The 22023-nt window shown below is 44.8% G+C and carries 20 protein-coding genes; 4 read left to right on the top strand and 16 right to left on the bottom strand.

The window, feature by feature from the left end; genetic code table 11:
* Nucleotides 1-84 precede the first annotated feature (84 nt).
* The 10 genes from DYD21_RS03065 to argF form a co-directional block, all read right to left on the bottom strand.
* Complete coding sequence (locus DYD21_RS03065) at nucleotides 85-321, bottom strand: hypothetical protein (RefSeq protein WP_116032136.1); 237 nt, start codon at nucleotides 319-321, stop codon at nucleotides 85-87.
* A 126-nt stretch (nucleotides 322-447) separates the two neighbouring features.
* A complete protein-coding gene (locus tag DYD21_RS03060; protein WP_116032132.1) occupies nucleotides 448-1080 on the bottom strand; it encodes an HD domain-containing protein in 633 nt (210 codons plus the stop codon).
* On the bottom strand, nucleotides 1081-2343 hold the full coding sequence (locus tag DYD21_RS03055; protein ID WP_116032129.1) for a YaiO family outer membrane beta-barrel protein: 1263 nt from the start codon (nucleotides 2341-2343) through the stop codon (nucleotides 1081-1083).
* Nucleotides 2344-2414: 71 nt separating this feature from the next.
* Nucleotides 2415-3311 carry a sulfurtransferase gene (locus DYD21_RS03050; RefSeq protein WP_116032125.1) on the bottom strand — a complete coding sequence of 299 codons (897 nt, stop codon included), beginning with the start codon at nucleotides 3309-3311 and terminating at the stop codon, nucleotides 2415-2417.
* Between the two features lie 71 nt (nucleotides 3312-3382).
* Entirely contained in the window at nucleotides 3383-4306 is a 924-nt protein-coding gene (locus tag DYD21_RS03045; protein ID WP_116032122.1) for a serine hydrolase, read from the bottom strand.
* Nucleotides 4307-4402: 96 nt separating this feature from the next.
* Entirely contained in the window at nucleotides 4403-5752 is a 1350-nt protein-coding gene (locus tag DYD21_RS03040) for a RagB/SusD family nutrient uptake outer membrane protein (RefSeq protein ID WP_116032118.1), read from the bottom strand.
* Nucleotides 5753-5764: 12 nt separating this feature from the next.
* Nucleotides 5765-8824 carry a TonB-dependent receptor gene (locus tag DYD21_RS03035; RefSeq protein WP_116032114.1) on the bottom strand — a complete coding sequence of 1020 codons (3060 nt, stop codon included), beginning with the start codon at nucleotides 8822-8824 and terminating at the stop codon, nucleotides 5765-5767.
* Between the two features lie 220 nt (nucleotides 8825-9044).
* Nucleotides 9045-10328 carry an argininosuccinate lyase gene (argH, locus tag DYD21_RS03030; protein WP_116032109.1) on the bottom strand — a complete coding sequence of 428 codons (1284 nt, stop codon included), beginning with the start codon at nucleotides 10326-10328 and terminating at the stop codon, nucleotides 9045-9047.
* A gap of 181 nt (nucleotides 10329-10509) precedes the next feature.
* Nucleotides 10510-11793, bottom strand: a complete 1284-nt coding sequence (locus DYD21_RS03025) for an argininosuccinate synthase (protein ID WP_116032106.1) — start codon at nucleotides 11791-11793, stop codon at nucleotides 10510-10512.
* 109 nt (nucleotides 11794-11902) lie between these two features.
* Complete coding sequence (gene argF, locus DYD21_RS03020; protein ID WP_116032102.1) at nucleotides 11903-12892, bottom strand: ornithine carbamoyltransferase; 990 nt, start codon at nucleotides 12890-12892, stop codon at nucleotides 11903-11905.
* A 459-nt stretch (nucleotides 12893-13351) separates the two neighbouring features.
* Between argF and DYD21_RS03015 the strand changes: the two genes are divergently transcribed.
* The 3 genes from DYD21_RS03015 (at nucleotide 13352) to DYD21_RS03005 (ending at nucleotide 16643) form a co-directional block, all read left to right on the top strand.
* Entirely contained in the window at nucleotides 13352-14707 is a 1356-nt protein-coding gene (locus DYD21_RS03015) for a nodulation protein NfeD (RefSeq protein WP_116032099.1), read from the top strand.
* A complete protein-coding gene (locus DYD21_RS03010; RefSeq protein ID WP_116032095.1) occupies nucleotides 14700-15491 on the top strand; it encodes a slipin family protein in 792 nt (263 codons plus the stop codon). The genes DYD21_RS03015 and DYD21_RS03010 overlap by 8 nt, the downstream gene beginning before the upstream one ends.
* A gap of 117 nt (nucleotides 15492-15608) precedes the next feature.
* Nucleotides 15609-16643, top strand: a complete 1035-nt coding sequence (locus tag DYD21_RS03005) for an isoaspartyl peptidase/L-asparaginase family protein (RefSeq protein WP_116032093.1) — start codon at nucleotides 15609-15611, stop codon at nucleotides 16641-16643.
* A gap of 253 nt (nucleotides 16644-16896) precedes the next feature.
* On the opposite strand, the gene DYD21_RS03000 is transcribed toward DYD21_RS03005, so the two are convergent.
* From DYD21_RS03000 to DYD21_RS02975, 6 genes are all read right to left on the bottom strand, one after another.
* A complete protein-coding gene (locus tag DYD21_RS03000) occupies nucleotides 16897-17673 on the bottom strand; it encodes a hypothetical protein (protein ID WP_116032090.1) in 777 nt (258 codons plus the stop codon).
* Between the two features lie 81 nt (nucleotides 17674-17754).
* Nucleotides 17755-18591, bottom strand: a complete 837-nt coding sequence (locus tag DYD21_RS02995; RefSeq protein ID WP_116032088.1) for a purine-nucleoside phosphorylase — start codon at nucleotides 18589-18591, stop codon at nucleotides 17755-17757.
* A gap of 32 nt (nucleotides 18592-18623) precedes the next feature.
* Nucleotides 18624-19241: a DivIVA domain-containing protein gene (locus DYD21_RS02990; protein WP_116032086.1), complete on the bottom strand. Its 618-nt coding sequence runs from the start codon at nucleotides 19239-19241 to the stop codon at nucleotides 18624-18626.
* Between the two features lie 40 nt (nucleotides 19242-19281).
* Nucleotides 19282-19644, bottom strand: coding sequence for a hypothetical protein (locus tag DYD21_RS02985; protein WP_116032083.1), 363 nt, complete (start codon nucleotides 19642-19644; stop codon nucleotides 19282-19284).
* Nucleotides 19641-19961, bottom strand: coding sequence for a hypothetical protein (locus DYD21_RS02980; protein WP_116032081.1), 321 nt, complete (start codon nucleotides 19959-19961; stop codon nucleotides 19641-19643). Before DYD21_RS02980 ends, DYD21_RS02985 begins: the two co-directional genes overlap by 4 nt.
* Nucleotides 19962-20021: 60 nt before the next feature.
* Nucleotides 20022-20717, bottom strand: coding sequence for a YggS family pyridoxal phosphate-dependent enzyme (locus DYD21_RS02975; RefSeq protein WP_116032078.1), 696 nt, complete (start codon nucleotides 20715-20717; stop codon nucleotides 20022-20024).
* Nucleotides 20718-20965: 248 nt separating this feature from the next.
* Between DYD21_RS02975 and DYD21_RS02970 the strand changes: the two genes are divergently transcribed.
* Nucleotides 20966-22018 carry a Nif3-like dinuclear metal center hexameric protein gene (locus DYD21_RS02970; RefSeq protein ID WP_116033440.1) on the top strand — a complete coding sequence of 351 codons (1053 nt, stop codon included), beginning with the start codon at nucleotides 20966-20968 and terminating at the stop codon, nucleotides 22016-22018.
* The last annotated feature ends 5 nt before the right edge of the window (nucleotides 22019-22023 follow it).

Genomic DNA, 22023 nt, shown 5'->3' with positions numbered 1-22023 from the left:
TTATTACACTTCGCGAATCAACCCTGGGAATTTCTGCATAACCTTTTAAAACTGGAATCTTTTAGGGGAAAAGGTATAACCTGATCATTCATCATCATCTTCACTGTGGAGATCATCAAGCATGCGTTTGATCTGAGTGTGAGCGTAATCATCCAGATCCTCTTCCCGGCTGGTCATAAACCGAATCAGATACTCGATACGTTCGTAATATTCCAGATCTTTATTTTTTATCTCTTTTAAATATCTGCGTCTTTCAGCAGGTGGTTTCGAGAAAATTTTCTCTGCAATTTTCTCGTACTGTTTTTTCCGATCATCATCCATAGCAACCAGTTGCTCTTGAGTGTTTTAATATAGCAGGGCTACTACAGTAAGCGTTATTTGAACATGATGAGTGTCAAAAAAAGTTGATGGATATAAATTTTTTTTGGTGAAATACTAAATACTTGTTCAGGTAATTTCAGCCGACAATTGACTCAGATATTTTTCCATGTACTTAGCTCGATCCCGGGCAAGTGCCCTGCCTTGTTCCGTGTTCATCGTCTCGGGCAGCTTGAAAAGTTTTGTGAAAAAATGGTCTACCGTAAATTTTGAGTCATCAGGGATGCGTTGTTCACAGAATGGGTCATCCGGATTGTACAGCGAGGTTTTAAGCTGCCCCCCGACTGCGAAACAGCGGGCAATGCCGATAGCCCCCAGCGCATCAATCCTGTCGGCATCCTGAACAATTTCTGCTTCCGGTGTTCGTGGTTTGATACCGGCTGAAAAACTATGGGATTCAATAGCGTGACAAACAGCCGGAATTTTATCTTGCGGGAAAGAGATCGATTTTAAAAATTTACCGGCTTTATCAGCGGCTAACTGAGAGGATTTTTTTCGATCGGGATGATTTTTAGGCAGTGCAACACAATCGTGCAGCCAGGATGCTGCAAGTACAATCTGGCGATCTGCGGTGGTTTGATCTAAAATAATTTTCGAATTGTTTACCACTCGCTGAATATGAGCAACATCGTGGGCTGCATCTGCCGAGACATCTTTTTCAATAAAAGTTTTGCACGAATTTTCGAGTTGATTGAGATCCATCTAAAAAGAGTATCTGATGCCGGTTTCTAATGTGATGATCCTTGTGTAATCTGTAAGAAACGGAAATTGTTGAAAGGTTACTTTCGTTTCTCCAAAAAGTTGGAGCCGATTGCGGACCAGGTAATTGGCATCCACCCCAAAATACCTCGATTTTAGCAGGCGTTCAGCTGCCGTGCCGTCAATAATGCGCCGATCATCCGGTGAAAATCCAAACCCTCCAACAAGTGAAGCATAGGAGAGAGGGTCTCCAAAATACTTCCTGGCAATACCGTTGAATGCAGTGTTGACGCCGGCATCACCGGGTGTGAAAAACGGCTGGAATGTAAAAAACCAGCTTCGCCAGTATTTACTGATGGATGCGGTTACTATGATTACATCATCATCCCGAAAATTGAGGTAACGCAAGCCGGCAGACCCTTCAAAAGTTTGCGGAAGTGAACGGTAGAGCTCGGCACCAAAGCGAAATTCAGGGAAGAGTTCGCCACCGGAAAGTCCGGCATTCAGGTAGGCATACCAGTTTGAACTCAGGATTGGGTATGAATCGATTTCAGCCTGCCAGTCCGTGATATCAAAACGGTGGACAACCGAAATTCTGCCAATTACAGGTCCGTAATCAGTCAGCCGATGGTACTCGCCATACATTCGTTGATAGGGATCAAGATCATCCCCAAACTGATCGTATGACATTCCAAAAACCGCAATATTTCGATGCTGATCCTGCTGTATCTCATTTCGAAGTTGTTGTATCCGTTCGGAATGTTCGGCATCCAGATTCTCAGCACTGTCCAGATCAGAGAGTGCGGCAGAAAACCGGTTCAATCCGATGAGAATCCGGGCTCTTTGAACGTACAGACCCGCCTGATCAGGACGCACAGCAATGGAGCGATTTGCATACTCTAATCCGGCACGGAAATTACCATCCCAAAGTTCTACGTCTGCGCGGGCAGAAAGTGCCTCCGGATGTTCCGGTTCATCTCGCAGCACAATTTGAAGCTGTGTTCTTGAATCACTAAAACGTTGTTCCCAGGCGAGTGTGCGCGCATAAAATATACGTACATCATGGTATTCAGGAAATTCAGATAGTATAAGCAAAGCAAGTTCTCTCGCTTCCTCCAGATTACCATCAGAAGCGACTGTCCGGGCTTGTTCAAAAAGAGCATCCGGATCTTCCGCCTGTTGCGCCTGTGCGTGGTGGTCTGGTGCAGCAAAAAAAAGAATAGTAATTACAGGCAGTATCAAAAAAAATGAAAAGTTTCGCTGCATGAATGAGGAGTGATTTCAAATAACCGATTTTTAATAATTTAGGTATGCTTTTTATCGGCTATTTGAAACGATCAGTTAACTCGGCTGATCGGTGCTCCTTCCCGGTTTCCGTAATCTGACCATGACCCTTCATAAGGACGAACGGAATCGTAACCCATCAATCGAAGCGTAAAATAGGCATGTGAACCGCGAACGTTGGTGTGGCAGTGGGGAATGACTTCCTTATCCGGGGTGATGCCGAGGGCGGTATACTGTGACTGAATATCACTGGGTGGTAAAAAGTAGGGAATTCCATCTTGTTCGAGTACGCTGCTCCATTCCAGGTGAACAGCGTTTGGAATATGACCACTCAGCTGTGCCCGTTCATCTTCGCCTGTGTACTCATCCCGGCTGCGTGCATCAAAAACAATTTTGTCATCCGCATCCGCTGCTGCTGTGATGTATTCAAAGTCACAAGCCAGGCCTTCCTGAATTTGAAACTGAAAATTTCCGGCAGTGGGTGAAGCAGGCGATTCACCAAGTTCAAAACCGTGATCATTCCACCCCTGAATTCCTCCGTTCAGAATCGCTGCATTAGAAAAACCGTAATAATCGAGTGCGTAGAAAAGCCGGGCAGAGGCGAGTGCGTTTCCGCCGTCATAAATCACAACACGGCTGTCGTTATTCAGCCCGTGCTCACGCATCAATTCCTGGAAACGATCGGGACCGACAAGAAAATGTTCAATGGAGTGATCGGGATCAGTAAGACTGGAAATAGCGGGGAAATGAACAGCGCCGGGAATCACACCATCTTCAATTTCATCGCGAGCATCAATTAAGAGTATGTTATTCGACTGCAGATCTTCAGAAAGCTGATCGGCTGAAAGAAGAAGATGTGAGTTGGGATAGTCGGTGAGGGGTTCTTCTCCGGCGGGAGTACACGCATAAAACAGAATCACAATAAATAGTAGAGAGAGGTAGCGGGCCATATCAGGTTGCTTTTAGATTAATCTGAACTGTAAAGTAAACGGTTTTTAGCCATATGCAAAAGCGTTTCAGATCATAATTCCGTTCCTGTTGGATTCGCCATATAGAAATCATAAATCAGTTCTGATATGCGGGCGCCAACATCCCGGCTGTGTTCGTCGTCCGGCACATTCTTCGAAAGATAAATCAGCAGATAACTCCGGCCATCGGGGAGATAAACAATTCCTGAATCGTGCTCAACCCCGGAAATGGAACCTGTTTTATTGGCAATGATGAGTTCTTCGGGAAGATATTTTGGAATGATATCCCTGTAAAACTGGTCTGAAAGAATATCAATCATCAATTGTCCGGATTCTCTGTCGGCGGCTGTACCGTCAGCTATGCTACGGAATATGATGGCGAGATCCCTTGCAGTGGTTCTGTTACTCAAATTCTGTTCAAACGCTTTCATATCGTAAACACCGCGAAGCACCTCGATATTTTCAGCACCGAGTTCACGCATCGTTCGGGTTGTTTCTTCGGCTCCCACAAGATCGATCATCAGGTTGGTAGTGATATTGCTGCTGTAGGTGATCATTGCGTTGGTTAGATCATAAATAGTCGCCATTTCACCTTCCATTCTCTCAAACGGATCATCGCTTTCAGGATCCAGATCCAGCGAAAATTCCGATCCATCCACAATACTGTAAAATCGATTATCGATGCGGATTGAATCATAGACCGAAAACTCCCCGGCATCGGCCCGGCGGAAAACTTCAATCATAACCGGCGTTTTCATCGTGCTGGCCGCGTGAAAAAGAGTGTCGGGATTTATGGTGAGTTCAATCTGAGAGTCATCCAGGTCTGAAAAGTAAACCGCATAAGTTCCCTCTTCATTATCGAGAATGGATTCTATAGAATCGCGTAGCTCAACCAGAGAAACCGTTTCGTCCGGATGGCTGCAAGAGCTAAGAATAATGACCAGTAAAAGGCTGATGCACAGTTTTATGATTCTCATTGACCAGAGTGTTATTTCTGAAATGATACTCGAAATGAGCTTAAAATAATAAAAGCCCTGACAATATCAGGGCTTTTTAAATTGGCTGACAAGAAGTTAATTAGTGGCGTATCCGGGATTTTGCTGAATATTTTCCGATACCTGGAGTTCACTCCGGGAGATTGGGAAAACTTTTCTGAATTCGCTCATTCCAAGCGTCTCCTCAATTCTGTCGAACCGTACGAGATCGAAGAATCTGTGACCTTCAAAGTGCAGTTCCACACGGCGCTCCTGGAGTAAAGCGTCAGTAAATTCATCTGTATTATTGAAAGGACCAATATCATCCAGACCGGCACGGTTTCGGATCGTGTTCAGGTCATCGAGGCCTGCATTTGGGTCGTCTTCTGCGAATACAGCAGCCTCAGAACGAATCAGGTAAATTTCAGATAAACGCAAAATTTTCGCGTTACTGGCGTTCGTCGGGTCAGGATATTTATCCGATTTAATTACCGAGCCGGAAGGCCTGACAAAAGTACTTCGTACATCATCTTCCTCAAAGGCATCAAACAGGCTGGGATCCACATTGTATTCATCTCTTTGAATAAGAAATGTGTAGTATGAGCTTTGATCCTGATCACTGAAAACGAGGTCAAAAATTGACTCGGATGAGGTGCCGACATTACCGTACAGTTCGTTCAGGTCCTCCATCAGCGCAAATGGACCTTCAGTAATTACCTCATCAGCATCGTCATACGCATCATCATAATTTCCCTGGTAGAGATTTACTCTTGCTCTAAGTGCGAGAGCACTCCAGTAATCCATGGCAGTATTATCAGGGCCGTAATTCTGAAGCAGTGATAAGGCCAGATCCAGGTCATTCTGAATCTGCAGATAAGTTTCTGATACTGTACTTCTCGCAAGATCTGGGATGTTGGTGAAATCATTATTCTCAATCGGTTCCAAAAGCAGGGGAATACCATATTCTGAATCCGTATCGAAGTGATATCCATACACCCGGAGCAGATCAAATAAAGCAAGTGCCCGGATGGCATACGCCTGCCCTAAAACCTGATCGAGATTTGTAAAGAGCGGATCTTCAAGTTCAGGCGCTTCCGTAATCAAGAGGTTGGCAATGGCCACCACTCTGTAGATATTTGGCCAGGCAGACGTAATCCAGTTGTTGTCAATAGGAACCTGTCTTGAATCGATTTCACGCTGATTATCGAAAAACCCTTGCTCAACGGCATTATCGGCAATCAGATCGATATTAAGGGTGTATTCAACCCCGTAATAGTTATCGTTTTGCATGCGTGAGTAGGCGCCATTCAAAATTGAATTGGCAGATGAACCATCCACCAGGGCTTCATCAGCACGAATGGATGTAGCCGGTTCGGTATCGAGAACATCACAGGAAGCTAAACCCGCAATGAGAAGCACTAAAAAAGTTGTTTTAAATAAATTTTTCATTGATCAGGTTTTTTAAAATTCCAGGTTAATGCCAAATGAGATTGTGCGGGATTGCGGCAGGGTTCCAAAATCAGAACCGGCCAGCAGCGGATTCCTGGCATTTTGATTTACCTCGGGATCTAAACCGGTATAGCTTGTGAACGTAAGCAGATTCTGTCCCTGGAAATAGATTCGCAGATTACTCATGCCGAGCCGCTGCGTTATTTCCGGTGAAAAATTATATCCGAGAGTCAATGTTTTCAATCGCAGGTAGGAGCCATCTTCCAGCCAGCGTGAGGAGTATTCTCTCCAGTTGTCGTTCGTTAAAGATGCCCTGGGAATATCGGTCTCATCACCGGGTTCCATCCACCGGTTATCGGCAAGGGAGTGGTTGTTACCGTCAGGAAGAATAAAGCCTCCGGTTCCCAGCCGGCTCCAGCCAAGATTTTCGTAAGATGCACGGCTGTGGTTGAAAATGTCATTTCCGTAGGTGAACTGGAAAAGAACATTCAGATCAAATCCTCTGTAAGCAAATGAGTTGCTGAATCCACCGAAAAAATCAGGCTGAGCATTCCCCACAATCAAGCGGTCATCGGAATCAATAACACCATCTTCATTTCTGTCAATCCAAAGCATATTTCCGGTTTCAGGATCTACACCTTCGTGGTCAATCAGGTAGAAAGTACCAATCGGGTGGCCTTCGGCAAGAATGTGAGAATCACTCAAAACCTGCTCATCAACCTCAAGTTCTTTCACTTCATTTCTGATAAACGAGATGTTGAAACTGGAAGTCCAGGAGAAATCAGCCTGGGAAAATACAACACCGCGAACATCAAATTCGAACCCGCGGTTCTGAACGCGGCCGATATTATCGGTTACAGATGAAAACCCTGATATCCCCGGTACGAGCCGGTTGAGAAGCAGATCATCGGTATCTTTAACGAAGTAGTCTGCACTCATGTTTATGCGATCATCAAACAGGCCTATATCAATCCCGACATCAATCTGCCTGGTGCTTTCCCAGGAGAGCGTTGGGTTGATCATCTGCGTAGGAACGAGCGTTGATTCCGCCCTGTAGTCTGAAACTCCGTAGAGACCGCGGGAAGCAAAGTTGCCAATACCTTCCTGGTTACCGGTGATACCATAGCTAATTCGCGGCTTGAGTTCAGAAAAAATGTCCTGATTTTGCATAAAACTTTCGTTCGACATTCTCCATGCAAATGATCCGGATGGGAAAAACCCATATCTGAAATCATCACCAAACCTGGATGAACCATCAAGCCGGCCGGTTACAGTGAAAAGGTAGCGGTCATCAAATGAATAATTTCCGCGGAAGAAGTAGGATGCAAGTCCCCAGCTGGTACCTGAGGTAGAAGCGGAGGTAACCTGCGATGCGGCGCTCAGTTTTATAAACTGATCATTTGGGAAGCCCTGGGCGTTAATGGATGAGAAGTCACGGTTCGATTGCTGAAACGAAGTTCCCAGAACTCCATTTAAGTTATGACGATCTCCGAACGTATTTACGTAGGAGAGGTAGTTTTCGATCAGCCAGGTAAAATCCTGTGTAGTTCCAAAGGTTCCAAAACCGTTTCTTTGCGCATTCTGTGATTCACGGGAAATGATCGGCGTGTATGCTTCATCTTCAAGGCTTGTATAATCGATATTCAGGGAAGATCTGAGCGACAGGTTTTCACTGATGTTGGCAACACCAAAGATGGAACCAATACCGCGTGTGGTGTTTGTGAACCGCTGGTATTCGTTGGCAATGAGCAGCGGATTGTCGAGCATCCACCACCCGAAATAAGCAAAGGGATCGGCGTAACTTCCGTCTTCCTCAAAAACAGGCATAAGGGGATCCCCTGCCAGGGTATTGATCACTACACCATAGAGAGAATTGTCGTTTATCACACGATCCTGCAGTGTTCGGTTTAGCGTTACGCTTGCGCCAAAATCGAGCCAGTCTGTTACTTCAGTATCAAGATTTAATCGGGCACTGATCCTTTCGAAGCCTGTGCCGTATTGCGTTCCTTCCTGGTCGAAATAGGAGAGTGATGTGAAGTAGCGTGTACTTTCGGTTCCGCCGGATGCGTTTAGTTCATAATTTGAGATGGCTGCAGTACGGAAAATTTCATCATACCATACTGTATTTTGAATATCCGGATCACTTGGGTCGGGATATCCCCACATTGAGGAGACATAGTTTTCAGGGTAATTTGTGCCGAGAGCCCTGTTATCCTGCCGGGCAGCGTCATCCATCAGTTCCAGAAATTCCTGTGAAGAGTGCATGTCAATAGTATTGGTGACCTGCTGAAAACCGGTATACATACTGAACCCGATATTCGACTGGCCGGCTTGTCCACGTTTGGTTGAGATCAATACTACGCCGTTAGCACCCCGGGATCCATAAATTGCCGTAGCAGAGGCATCTTTTAAAATTTCGATGGATTCAATGTCATTGGGGTTCAGATCGGCAAGAGAGTTTGTGGCCTGGCCTCCAGAAAATAAACCTGAAAGATCTTCGGAAATAATGGGTACGCCATCAATCACATAAAGCGGTTCACTGCTGCCCGAAATTGATGTTTGCCCCCGAATATTCATGGTAATTCCTGCACCCGGGGTGCCCGATGGCGTGCTTACAAATACACCTGAAGCCCGGCCCTGGAGAGCTCCGTCGATACTTGCAACCGGCTGATTTTGAATCTGTTCACCGGATATACTGGCTATTGACCCTGTTAAATCGCTGCGTTGTTGAATACCATAACCAACAACCACGAGTTCACCCAGAAGCTGATCATCCAATTCAAGGATGATTTCGTATTCTGTGCGTTCGTCTACTAAAACCTCGCTGGTTCTATAGCCGATGAATGTTACGAGAAGAACATCTCCCGGTTCGGCTGACAATGAGAAACGTCCGTCAATATCTGTCGAAGCTCCGGTATCGGGCCTGTCTGAAATAACTACAGTGGCACCAATTAATGGTTCACCCTCAGCATCTGTAACGGTTCCGGTAATCGTTTGCTGAGCGAAGAGATTCCCGGCAGTCAACAGAAACAGAAGTTGTGCGAAAAAAAGGAATTTAGTAGAGATGAGCATACATATGATTTGTTTTGTTAGTGATATTCAATTCTGACAGTTTTCAACTATTTACAAATAATTGAACCTGAAAAGAATGGATAGATAATCAAAAACACAAATCAAAATATGTGAAATGGATAAAGTTACTTAATTATTTAAGGCAATTATATTGTTGAAGATAAATTTAATTTCTGTGTCTCAACGGCTTAGGTGTTACTATTGTGATTTGTAAATAGTTTTAAACCCTCTCCAGTCCTGGGTTGCCTGTAGATCCGAGATGGGTTGATTCGGTCAGTTTTTGCCCCGGATCGCTGGCTTCGGCATTTTCAGGATTTTCCGCGACAATTCTGTACGCTTCCCGGAAACTGATATTTTTCTCTTTTACAAGCTTGTACGCTTCTTCTGCAGCAAACAGTTCAACTGTACACGCCTCCGTAATCTCTTTTTCATTAACATTCAAAGAACTAATGAGAATTTGCGCAGCTTCTATACACGCCTCGATATCAGTGACAGCTTTTAAAACCGGTTCCTTTGTGAGCTGAAGATCTCTGTGATAGCCGCTGGTTAGATTGGTGGTTGCCGATTGCAGCGTAGCAGCGTAACCCATAAACAGGGAGTGCCTGCCGCGAATGAGTTCCGCAAGATCAGGATTTTTTTTCTGCGGCATGATGGATGAACCCGTGCAAACAACATCGTCCAGTGAAAAATAGGGAGTCGTTTCACCGGTGTATTGTATGATATCTGATGCGAGCCGGTTCAAGACAGCGGAGATGCCGGAGAGGTACTGCACGAACTGAAGTTCCACCCATCCGCGGCTCAGTTGTGCTGAAGTGGAGCAGATCATCGGCTGAGAAAAACATAGTTCCGCAGCTTCAGCATCCCTGTCGATATCAATACTGGTGCCAAAACCGGCAGCTGTGCCGAGCGGAGATCTGCCAATAAGTGCTTCAACTCCTGACGATGCATGATGCTGCATTCTTAATAATTCCGCAAATCCTCCGGCCCACAAGGCAACACTGCTGAGCATCGCTTTTCGTGTGTGTGTAAATCCCGGCATTGGGATATGCTTATGCGTTTTTCCAAACTCTACAAGCTGGTCGGAAAGTGCATTAAGCTCCGGTAAAATCCGTTGGAGGGCATCGTTTTCAAAAAGCCGGATAGCCGTGAGCACCTGGTCGTTCCGCGATCGCCCGGTATGAATTTTTTTGCCGAGGTCACCCAGCTTCTCCGTCAGATAGTTCTCAATTGCTGTATGCATATCCTCATCCTGCACAGAAATATTGAACTCACCCTTTTTCCAAACCCGTTCTATTTCAGAGAGCGTTTCAGTCAGTTTTTTCGTCTCATCATCAGAGAGAACTCCCGCTTTATGCAGTGCCCGTGCGTGAACAGCAGAAGCTTTCAAGTCGAACGGTACAAGGGCCTGGTCAAGGCGATAATCGTTGCCTACGGTAAACGCCTCAACCTTTTTTGCGATTTCGGATTCGGTATCGGTAGAGCTCTTTTGCCAGAGTTTGGACATGCGATTTGTTTCGAGATTAATATTTTTTGTCTTCAGGAAAGTGAAAAGGTAAAACGCAAAAGTGAAAAATGTCCCTGATTTAAATTCTCAAATCCAACAAGGGATGCTATCTGTCAAAGGTAAAACCTAATTCAGGAATTGACAGCCTTTCACTTCTCACTTTTGCCTTTTCACTACACATTCATGATGGCAAACTGCCTGCTTCGCTTTTCTCAACCGTTTGTTTCAGCTGATATGCTGTTTTCTGCGGCAGGTTCCAGAGTTCAATAAATCCGGCAGATGCATTCTGGTTGAAAGCGGCTGATTTATTAAATGTAGCAAGGTTTTCATCGAAAAGTGAGTAAGGTGATTTGAGCGCAACCACATCACAATTCCCTTTATAGAGTTTAAGAGTTACCTCTCCGGTTACCTTTTTGTTCTGCTCGTTGATAAATGCCCGGATATTATCCACCACTGGCTCGTAATATTTCGCTCCATAGATCAGATAAGCCCATTTTTGGTCCATAAACCCTTTCAGTTCATTCTCTTCCCGGGTGGACACGAGCTGTTCCAGGTTTTTATGAGCCTGAATCAGAATGGTAGCTGCCGGATTTTCATATACGCCTCTGACCTTAAGCCCTACAATCCGGTCCTCAATCAGGTGAAATACACCAACGGCGTGCTTTCCACCGATTTCATTTAATAGAAGAATGATCTCTTTTTTGTCATACTCCACTCCATCAAGAGATACCGGCTCCCCTTTTTCAAACCCAATTTTCACAGTTTCCGCTTCATCTGGTGCCTGCTGGGGGGTATTGGCCCATTTCAGGATATTTTCAAGCGGCGGAATCAGCTCCGGGTTTTCAATCTCCCCGCCTTCGCCGGTGTTGGCCCACATATTTTCATCATATGAATATGGACTTGTTTGTGTCTGCTGAACAGGAATTCCGTTTTTTATGGCGTAAGCGATCTGTTCATCCCGCCCCATGCTCCATTCCCGTACCGGCGCGATGATTTTCAGTTCGGGATTCAGCGTTGTGATATAACTTTCGAATCGAACCTGGTCGTTTCCTTTCCCCGTGCATCCATGGGCAATTACTTCACACCCAAATTCGGCGGCAAACTGAACGGCAAGTTTTGAAATCATCACACGGCCGAGCGGGCATCCGAGAGCATATCCGCCCTGGTAGTCGGCGTTGGCTTTTACGGCTTCCGTACATAATTCGGCAAACTCATCTTTGGCATCATAAACAATCGCGTCTTTTGCCCCGAGGTCAATGGCTTTCTTTTTAATGGCATCCAGATCGTCCGCGGTCTGGCCGATATTTATGGTGAGGGCAATTACATCACAATCGTACTCCTCCTGAATCCATTTCAGCATCATACTGGTGTCGAGGCCGCCGGAGTAAAGAAGAAGACAGGTGTTAAATGATCCTTTTTCGGCTTCGTGTGATGCAACTTTTTTATAGGTGGTTTGATTTTTCATGGCAGTGTTTAATGGCAGATTTAAATTGGGTGGTTGAAATCAATCAGGACGTAGACTGATTGGTGTTATGGCAGTTTTGGATTGGTTGGGTATTGCTGATGAATCATGGTCAGGTTCCGTTAACCGATTCTTTATCCAGATGCGGCACCGAAGGCTTTTTGGTTGCTTTTCCTTCACCATCGAGCAGGGTGGCGAAAACTCCTTTCGACACGATCATCCGGTTTTCAGCCTGTTTGTAGACCCAGGAGTTCGGGTGGTCAATCACGGCGTCGGTTACTTCAACACCCCGGTGTGCCGGCAGACAATGCATGAAACCGGTGTGCTCTCCAGCTTTTGAAAAAAGCTCTTCATTCACCTGGTAAGGTTCAAAATGTTTGATTTTCTCTTCATACAGGTGCTCTTCCCCCATCGAGATAAAGGTATCTGTGTAGATGGCATCGGAGTTTTCTACCGCCTTAGAGGGCTCGGTTACTGTATTGAATTCACCGCCATACTGAACCGCAAGCAAGGCAAAGTAACTCAGTTTGTCATCTGTCCAGCTGTACTGTTCAGGGCCGGAAAAATTGACGGTATGACCGAATTTCAAGAGCAGTTCAGTGAGTGAAAATGCAACGTTATTTGCGTCTCCAACAAATGCAAGGGTCAGTTTTTTATCCTTCCCAAACTGCTGCTGCAGTGTATGAAGGTCGGCCAGTGCCTGCATCGGGTGGTGCTTATCACACAAGGCGTTGATAATAGGAATGGAGCTGTATCCTGCCATATTTTTGAGCGTTTGATGTGAATAGACTCTTGCAAAAACGGCATCACACCAGAGGGAAACATTTTTCATGGCGTCTTTGAGCGACTCCCGGCTGGTGAATGGAATAGCCTTGCCACTGCTCAGGAGAATGTCGGCATCGATATGGATGACATTTCCCCCGAGATGATTAATCGCGGCTTCTGTTCCCACTTTGGTTCGCAGGGAGGGTTTCTCGAATACAAAGGCGATATTTTTACCGGCCAGAACGGGTTCGGCTGCAGTTTGCAACTCACTGCTCAGGTCGAGAATGTTCTGGATTTCATCCGGCTCATAATCTGAGATAGTTAGAAAATTAGACATATTAAGCTATAATTGAGGGTTGTTGAATTTTGAAGTAAAATTGATGCCCGTAATTAAGAATGGGGCAAAAAAAAACGCCTGCTTAATCTTAAATTAAGCAGGCGTTTTTGTGAAAGTGGGTTGGTATACACAGCTTTTTCACACGCCTGAGCGGCGGCGACGGCGGAGAGATAAAATTAGTGTGCTGTGTCTTTCAAAATTCATACTCTAATGATCTGACTATTGATTTTAAATTCCAAATTTAATTTTCGGTTAGATCATTTTTATGGTTTATCCTGTTTCGGCAGTCAAACTTTATGAGATTTGTAATTGTTATTGGTTAGAACAGTTGGCTGAAAAGTTTAAATATGCAGATGAAATACATTTCTTACCGTTTCGGTAATTCTTTTTAAATGAAATACTATGAGTATCTTACAGTGTAAGAATTTCCTGGTTTGAATCACCCTTAGATTATGCAACATGAGTTTATCAATCAATAAAACCTACCTTATATCAGCGATACTTTTTCTGGTAGGCACCGCTTTTGTACTTCAGGATAATGATGAAGTGAGCCAGAGTGCGGATCGGGCACCCGGCACCGTCAGTATCCTATCCGTTTCCGGTACAATCGGGCCGACAACGGCACAGTATATTCAAAGAGGACTTAGAAAATCGCAGGAACGCGGAGATGAACTTCTGGTGATTGAACTTGACACACCGGGCGGACTCCTTGATTCTACTCAGAAAATTGTTCAGGAGCTTTTGGGTTCATCACATCCGATTGTGGTTTATGTGACACCACAGGGAGCGAATGCCGGTAGTGCAGGAACGTTTATTACGCTTGCAGCTCACATAGCAGCGATGTCTCCGGCTACAAATATCGGAGCAGCTTCCCCGGTGGCAATGGGCGGCGGTGAGATGGATACCGTATCACAGCAGAAAATTTTCAACTTTTCTGAGAGTTACATTGAAACGATTGCCGAGCGCAGGGGAAGAAACGCGGAATGGGCAAAATCAGCAGTTCGTGACGGTGACTCGATCACAGCAGATCAGGCTCTCGAAATCAACGTGATCGACTTGATTGCGGATAACCTGGAAGATCTTTTGCGGGAGATCGACGGAATGGAGGTTGAAGGGGAAACTCTTAGAACAGAAGGTGCCGCCCAAAACAGAATTCCGCAGAATTTTGCCGAAATCTTTTTCAGTTTTCTAATTCGCCCCGAAGTAATGCTAATCCTCACGCTGGTTGCGATTTACGGAATCATAGGCGAGGTTACAAACCCCGGTGGAATTGTGCCGGGTATGGCGGGTGCAATTGCATTAATTTTATTACTTTACGGTGTGGCTGCCATGCCGGTGAATATTGCAGGTTTTCTGCTGATCGGCCTGGCCATACTGCTTTTTGTGGCTGAAGCGTTCACCCCGGCGTTCGGTCTGCTGATTGCCGGCGGAGCAGTATCTTTCTTTTTGGGTGCATTAATGTTATTTCAAGACCTTCCGGAGGAAATGCAAGTGTCCTGGTATTGGCTAATTCCCGCTACGTTATTAACGGTTTTATTTTTTGCATGGATCGTATCATCCGGCATAAAAGCTCAGTTCAGAGGTTTATATTCCGGAATTGAGTCGGAAGTAGGGCGTGTTGCAGAAGTATCCGACCGGATTACACCTGAAATGGAAGGGCGTGTGTTCCATAATGGTGAGTATTGGCGGGCAGTAAGTGATGAGGTACTCGAGGAAGGCGACAAGTGTGTTATTGTTGAATTTGAAGGGCTTAAAGTATTTGTAAAATCAAAAACAAACCAAACCGAAAACAACGAGGAGTTATCTAATGGATGATCCAGGTGCACTATCAAACTTAATTATTTGGCTGATTACGATTGTAATCTTTCTGTCGGTATTTCTGCCACAGATGTTCAAAATCCTTCGCGAGTATGAGCGGGGAGTCGTTTTCCGTCTTGGTAAATTTGTGGCCACAAAAGGCCCCGGTCTTATTATTCTGATTCCTTTTATTGATAAAATTGAACGGGTTGATCTTCGTGTACTTACAATAAATGTGGACAAGCAGGAAGTTATCACTAAAGACAACGTTACCGTTAATGTTGACGCGATTACATTTTTCCGCGTTGTAGACGCTGAAAAAGCCGTTATTCAGGTTGAGCGGTATATCGGAGCAACGTCACTTCTTGCACAGACTACTCTGCGTAGTGTGTTAGGTCAGTTTGAGCTTGATGAGCTTCTTGCCGAACGTGATAAAATCAGCAAGAAAATCCAGGATATCATCGATCGCCAGACAGACCCATGGGGAATCAAAGTGGTATCTGTTGAAGTTCGTGATGTAATCCTCCCCGAGTCTATGAAGCGTGCGATGGCCCGTCAGGCTGAGAGTGAGCGTGACCGGCGTGCGAAGATTATTAACGCACAGGGTGAGTTCGAAGCAGCCGCAAAGCTTGTTGAGGCTGGTGAGATGATCGCAAAAACGCCAACCGCACTGCAGCTTCGCTACCTGCAAACGATGAACGAAATCAGTGAGGAGAATTCTACCTTTACGTTTATTCCATTCCCAATGGAGTTCCTGGAATCTTTCGGAATAAAGAAGAACAAGGACAGGAGAGATGATTAACCTCATACTCCGTTAATCTATTTCTAAAAACCCGGCCAATACAGCCGGGTTTTTTTATTTTACTCCATTCTCACTTACATTCACTGAGTTCTTGAATATTAAATTAATCACTTTTCGATGGACAAATTCACCTCCTCTTTTTTCGTAATATCTGCAGTTTTTCTGACGGCCATTTTTATATTTACCGGCTGCTCAGGCGATCAGCAAACGGACCGGGTTGAATGGGCTGTGGCTCTGCACGGCGGAGCGGGCACGATTTCCCAGGATCTCCCTGATTCTGTCAGACAGCAATATTACGATGGCCTGGAGCAGGCGGTACGAACCGGTCAGATCGTTCTTCGGGAAGGAGGCTCCGCACTCGATGCAGTGGAGCAGGTGGTGAAAAACCTTGAGGATAACCCGCTGTTTAATGCGGGAAGAGGTTCGGTCTTTACGAGTGAAGGAACCCACGAACTGGACGCTGCTATAATGGACGGCAGCACCATGGAGGCCGGTGCACTTACCGGGTTAACAACCGTTAAAAATCCCGTTTCTCTCGCACGTATTGTGATGGAACAGTCGAACCATATTTTCTTTTCAGGCCAGGGAGCAGAGCAATATGCAGATCAAACCGATGTTCAACGAGTTGAAAACGATCATTTTTTCACACAAAACCGGTATGAGCAGTGGCAGCGTGCGCAGGAGCAATCGCACCTTTATTCCGATACGTACCGTTCGATTTATGAATCTGTAAACGCAGATAAATTTGGAACCGTGGGAGCTGTGGCTCTGGATATGAATGGAAATCTGGCGGCGGCAACATCAACCGGCGGCATGACAAACAAACAGTTTGGCCGGGTGGGGGATGTGCCGATTATCGGATCGGGAACATTTGCCAATCATGTAGCGGCTGTTTCAGCGACGGGCTGGGGTGAAAAAATTATGCAGCAGGTATCGGCCAATACAATTGCGAACCTGGTTGAGTTTGGGGGGTATTCACTGCAGGAAGCGGTAGATTATTTGCTTGAAGAGCGCCTTCAGCCCGATGAAGCAGGATTTATTGCGGTTGACAGCGAAGGGAATATTGTGATGAATATGAACACACCGGGAATGTTTCGCGGTTCGATAGATTCACGCGGAAATAAAGAAGTGAAAATCTGGATTGAGGAATGAATAGATAACAACTTTTAGTAAGGGCTTACGCAACGGCGCTAAGGGGTAATCGGAACAGAAGATTCTAAATTATTTAAGCGGAGTAAATGCAGAAACTCTTTTTGGGCAGCCTCTTATAAAACAGCAGAGTCAAGAAGTGTGTGTCTCTTAATTTAAAAGCAGGCCTTCAAAATACCGTTGCACCGCAGCGCTATTGCGAGAAGGTAACGATTTTTTTTTCAGGCCCAATACGGCGATTGTCGGGCAGTTGCAGTTATTCTATTCCGTAGCGGAACTTATCTCTGAGTTCCTGAACGTAGATTCCAATGTCGTTCCGGATTTCGAAAAGCCGTTCATGAAAATCGATATAACTGGAACCTTGAAAATAGGATTTTCCCTTGAGGTTCTGCAGCCTGAGCAGGGCGTCATTGGAGCTGTTCAGAGCTTTTTTGGTATAGGCAATATTACCGCCAAGCACATCTTTTTCAAATCCGAATGAGTAACCGCCAGCCAGCTTAGCACCGATTTTCAGGATATTACTGACAAATTCGTGCACCTTCTGATTCATTAAGTGTGCAGGAATAGATTCACCCCATTTGAGGACATCCACTGCAAGGTCTATAGAGTCGCGGTAAACTTTGAGGTTTTCGATCGATCCGTAATCAGAGTAGGTAAAGTCATCACTCAGCTCTTTCCAATCCTCTCCGTAATCGAAATCATCGTCGTCATCGGTTTCAAGAAAGGGTGGAAGTTCATCCCGGAAGAAGAAATCATCATCAAAATCATCTTCATCCTCCTCGTCTTCCCAGTCATCTTCATCTTCAGGGAAATAAGCTTCATCAAACAGCAATTCCTCTTCAATAAAAGCCTCTACGGCATCCATCTCATCAAAACTCTCTTTAAGAAGCGTAATCCATCTCGGTACATCTTCGTTTGGGTCGGATGTGATGAATTTACGCAGTTGTTCACTGCGTTTTTCTATCTCATTAAGGTGAGATTCCCATTGATGTTCATTCCAGACAGGATCTCTGTCAAAATCGTCAAAGCTCATACTTTTGATGTGCTAATGATTTAATAGTATTGTCTTGTGATAAAAGTACTATTTTTCGTGTTATAAAAACAGCGCACTGCATTATAGTTTCTTAAGCACATTTACGATTACACGGGTCATTTTTGGTTCCGCAATTGCTGCCGCTTCAAGAATTTCTTCCATGTTAACGGGCTTTAATGCATCGGGGAAACATTCATCTGTAATTGCAGATATTCCTAATACTTCCATTCCCATATGAATGGCGGCGATAACTTCTGGAACTGTACTCATTCCAACAACGTCAGCGCCAATCAGCCTTAAAAACCTGTACTCTGACTTTGTTTCCAGCATCGGTCCGCTGAGTGCTACGTAAACGCCCTGGTGCATCTGTAAATTACTTTCGAGAGCAACATTTTTTGCAATGTCTATAAGCCGTTCGCTGTACGGTTCACTCATATCGGGAAACCGCGGGCCGAGATCGTCATCATTCGGTCCCATCAGCGGATTGTCGCCCAGCATATTGATGTGATCGCGAATGAGCATAATATCGCCGCGAGAGTAATTTGGATTCATTCCGCCGCATGCGTTGCTCACAAAAAGCGTTCCGGCTCCGTTTTCTTTCAGCACCCGCACCGGAAATGCGATTTGCTGCATGGTGTAGCCCTCATAGAAATGAAAACGTCCCTGCATGGCTACTACATCTTTACCTCCTAACGAACCAAACAGAAGTTTACCATTGTGCCCTTCTACAGTTGAAACCGGGAAATGCGGAATTTTGTCATAGGAAATACTGGTTTCAATCTCCATTTCATCAGCAAGCTGTCCCAGGCCGGTGCCAAGAATAAGCATATAATCGGGCCGGAGTTCTGTCTTACTTTGAATAAATTTGAGGGCTTCACTTCTTTTATTGCGGAACGTTTCAACGGAATCAAATGCCATGTAGCTGCTTGGGATAAGGTGTTGTTTTTAATTTATTCGATTTCATCTAAAATATCATCCAGGTTGTCTGACCCTGGCGGGATTGGCTGTTCTTTTTTTTGCTTGCTGCGTTTTTCAGAGGGGCCTTCCTGCTGATCTTCCGAAGAATTCGGATCTTGCTGAGAGCGTGAATCTTCTTTTGGCAGTCTGAAAAGGCTCGCATCGTCACGGGAAAAGTGGTTGAGTGATTCCTGGGCCATTTCAAGATAGGATTTCATTCCGCCAATAATCTCTTCACGCCTGTCAAGCAGCCGAAGAATGCTTTGACGGATCTGCTGACGCTGTTGATTGGCATCCCGCACGATTGAATCTGATTCCATTTCAGCCTTCTCAATAATATTACGCGCCTCCTTTTTGGCTCCAACAAGCTTTTGTTCGGCTGAGTCCTTGGCGGTTTGCAGGGTTTCATGCAGCGCTTGCTCCACACGTTCATAGTGTTTGAGCTTTTCATCCATTTTTTCGAGCTGTGACTCAAGTTCGCGCATTTTACCGACCATATGCTCCCATTCGCTGGCAACAAGATTCAAATACGCCTGAACTTCTGATACGTCGTAGCCTCTCAGGGATTTTTCAAACTGTTGTTGCTTAATTTCGAGGGCTGTCAGTTTCATATAGGGGAATGATATTTTTTTAGATTAGTAAAGATAACCGTTACTGATTTAACATGTTGCGCAGATTACCCGAATTCGAAGATTTTTCAGATTTAGATTCAGGCTCATCATCCAGTTCTATCTCAATTGAACGCTGAGGTTCCTTCTCCTTTTTTTGATTTTTTACCATCCTGTCTGCAGGCTGTTCTTCCGAAACAATCGCCTCCAGGTTTGAAAGTCGTTTGTCTGTTTTCTCTTTGAATTCCCGAAGTGCTGCAAGAAATTCTTTGTTTTTTGTAATGTCTTTACTGCTTGAACCGCGTTTGATCCAATTATTTATTATGGAGCCAAGAACTCCCAAAAATACAATAGATAGTACGCTTCCAAAAACAATTGCCACTATAATAGCATCTTCACCCATCATGATTTATTTCCCTGTTTTTTTGCCATTTGTTCAACATTTTTTCTGTTTTCTTCAGCATGACTCTCATAAGGATCGATTTCAATTTTATGAAAATCGTTTTTCCTGGCTGATGAAAAATCGGAGGGTTCATTTGCAGCGATCGCCTCCAGGTTTTCAATGCGCCTGGCCATCTGATTCACCATGCCTCTTAACTCTTCCAGCTCAGACTCGTTACTGCTGGTCTGATTCTGCCACTTCAGTTTGTTCTTTTGATAATCGATTATATATCCCCCAATAATCGCAACAAGAGGGATTAAAACCCAAATCCATGCTGACATATTCTTTTCTTTTTAAAATAGAAAAATTGAGATAAAACGCACCTCTTTTAACGAACAGAACTACGAATAGTTACGCTCGCCAAAAATTGCGGTTCCAACACGCACCATTGTTGAGCCTTCCTCTATTGCCACTTCAAGATCGTTCGTCATTCCCATAGAGATCTCTTTCAGTTCCACGGCACCCCCATTGAGATGCAGATGTTCATCCCGGAGTTTCTTCAGCATTTTAAACTCCTTTCGAACCACATCGAGGTCATCTGTAAAAGTAGCCATTCCCATCACTCCACGAACGTGTGTGTATTTAAGATCTTGTGCATACTTGAGGATACCCTCCAGTTTTTCCGGATCGCAGCCGCTTTTCTGATCTTCATCACTGATATTAACCTGGATAAGAACATTAATGTGGCGCTCTATTGCGGATGCTCTTTTTTCAACCTCCTTCAGCGCCTTCTTTTTATGGATGGAGTCAATCCAGTCCACACGCTCTGCCATATATTTTATCTTGTTTGTCTGCAGGTTTCCAATGAAATGCCACTTGATGGAATCATCTTCAATCTGTTCCATTTTATCCTGAAGCTCTTTGGCACGATTCTCACCAAAGTGGATTTGTGAAGCTTTTCGCGCTTCAAGGATATCGCTGTTTGGTTTTGTTTTACTTACAGCAACCAGTGTTATTTCAGAAGGATCTCTGCCGCAATCTTCGCACGCATCGGCAATTCGTTTCTGTACCTGTTCTAATTGTTCTGCAATGGCCATAAATTATGATTGATAGAGTTTGAATTAGTTACCGTAAGAAAGATGAAGCTGTAAACATTCCGGAAACTTGACCAAAAGGCAAATTTACAATTAAAAAGGTTTTCAATGGAACAAAATAATCGTATTTTTAGGTCTGTGAAAAAGCTTATGACAAAACAGCAACTCGTTTTAAAAAGAAAATCCACAGGACGAAACTCCCGGTTGGTTCAACACAAAGCTCACCAGTGTTTGAGAGGGGGAACTATCTGATGAGTACCCAGGTCCGCCATATTACCGATTTTATACATCAGTGGGCGCCGCCTGAAATAAAGATGAGTTACGACAATGTTGGACTTCTGATAGGTGAATCATCTTCGCCGGTGTCCAGAATTCTGGTCTGCCTGGATGTTACCGAGGCGGTTGTAAATGAAGCGCTCGACAAAAAGTGCGAGCTGATTGTCTCTCATCATCCCCTGATTTTTCAAAATATCTCAAGTATCAATCCATCTGATGAGCAGGGCCGGATTATCTATAAAATGATTCGGAACAACATCGCACTGCTCACTGCTCACACAAATCTCGATGCTGCCCTTGATGGGGTCTCGTTTGTTCTGGCCAATAATCTTGGCCTCGATAACCTTCAGTTTCTCGATAAAAATTACCCCATCAGTAAAAAAATATCCCTCACCACGGTATTTGAAAACTCCGATGCGGTTCTGAAACTGCTGAACTACTTCTCTGCTGAAGAGGCTTATTTTTATGAAGTGGATGGCCGCAAAAATGGAATGAAATGTTTTGAAGCGATTATCGACCGTCACAATGTGGGCCAGCTGAAGAACGCTCTGCGCAAAGAAGGTCTGCTAAAATCCGGTGCATTTCAGGTGACGGATATGGCATCACCATCCGACAATTTTGGGATGGGTGTTATCGGGCGTTACCCGGATGAAGGTATCGCCATGGATGAATTTTTACACCTGGTTTGCCGTGCACTTGATGTAGATGCTGTACGGTACAGCGGCGGGTCTCCCCGGATTAAACGGGTAGCTGTTTGCGGCGGGGCCGGAATCTCCCTGAAAAGCAGGGCAGTTTCAGCCGGGGCCGATGCTTTTGTAACATCCGATATAAAATACCACGAATACTTTACCGAAAAAGATAACTTTTTGCTGATTGATGCCGGCCATTACGAAAGTGAGTTTCCCGTAGTGGAGGCAATCCGCAAAGAACTTTCGGAGGCATTTGAACATCTGCAGGTTGAAGCAACTGAGCAGGTCACGAATCCGATGAAAGTTTACGTTTCTGAATTTAATAACAAAACCATCTAAACTTC

It is taken from the genome of Rhodohalobacter sp. SW132 (assembly GCF_003390325.1).
Taxonomy (GTDB): Bacteria; Bacteroidota; Rhodothermia; order Balneolales; family Balneolaceae; genus SW132.
Note: the sequence above shows the minus strand (reverse complement) of the source record. Positions and strands in the feature narration are given on the sequence as shown.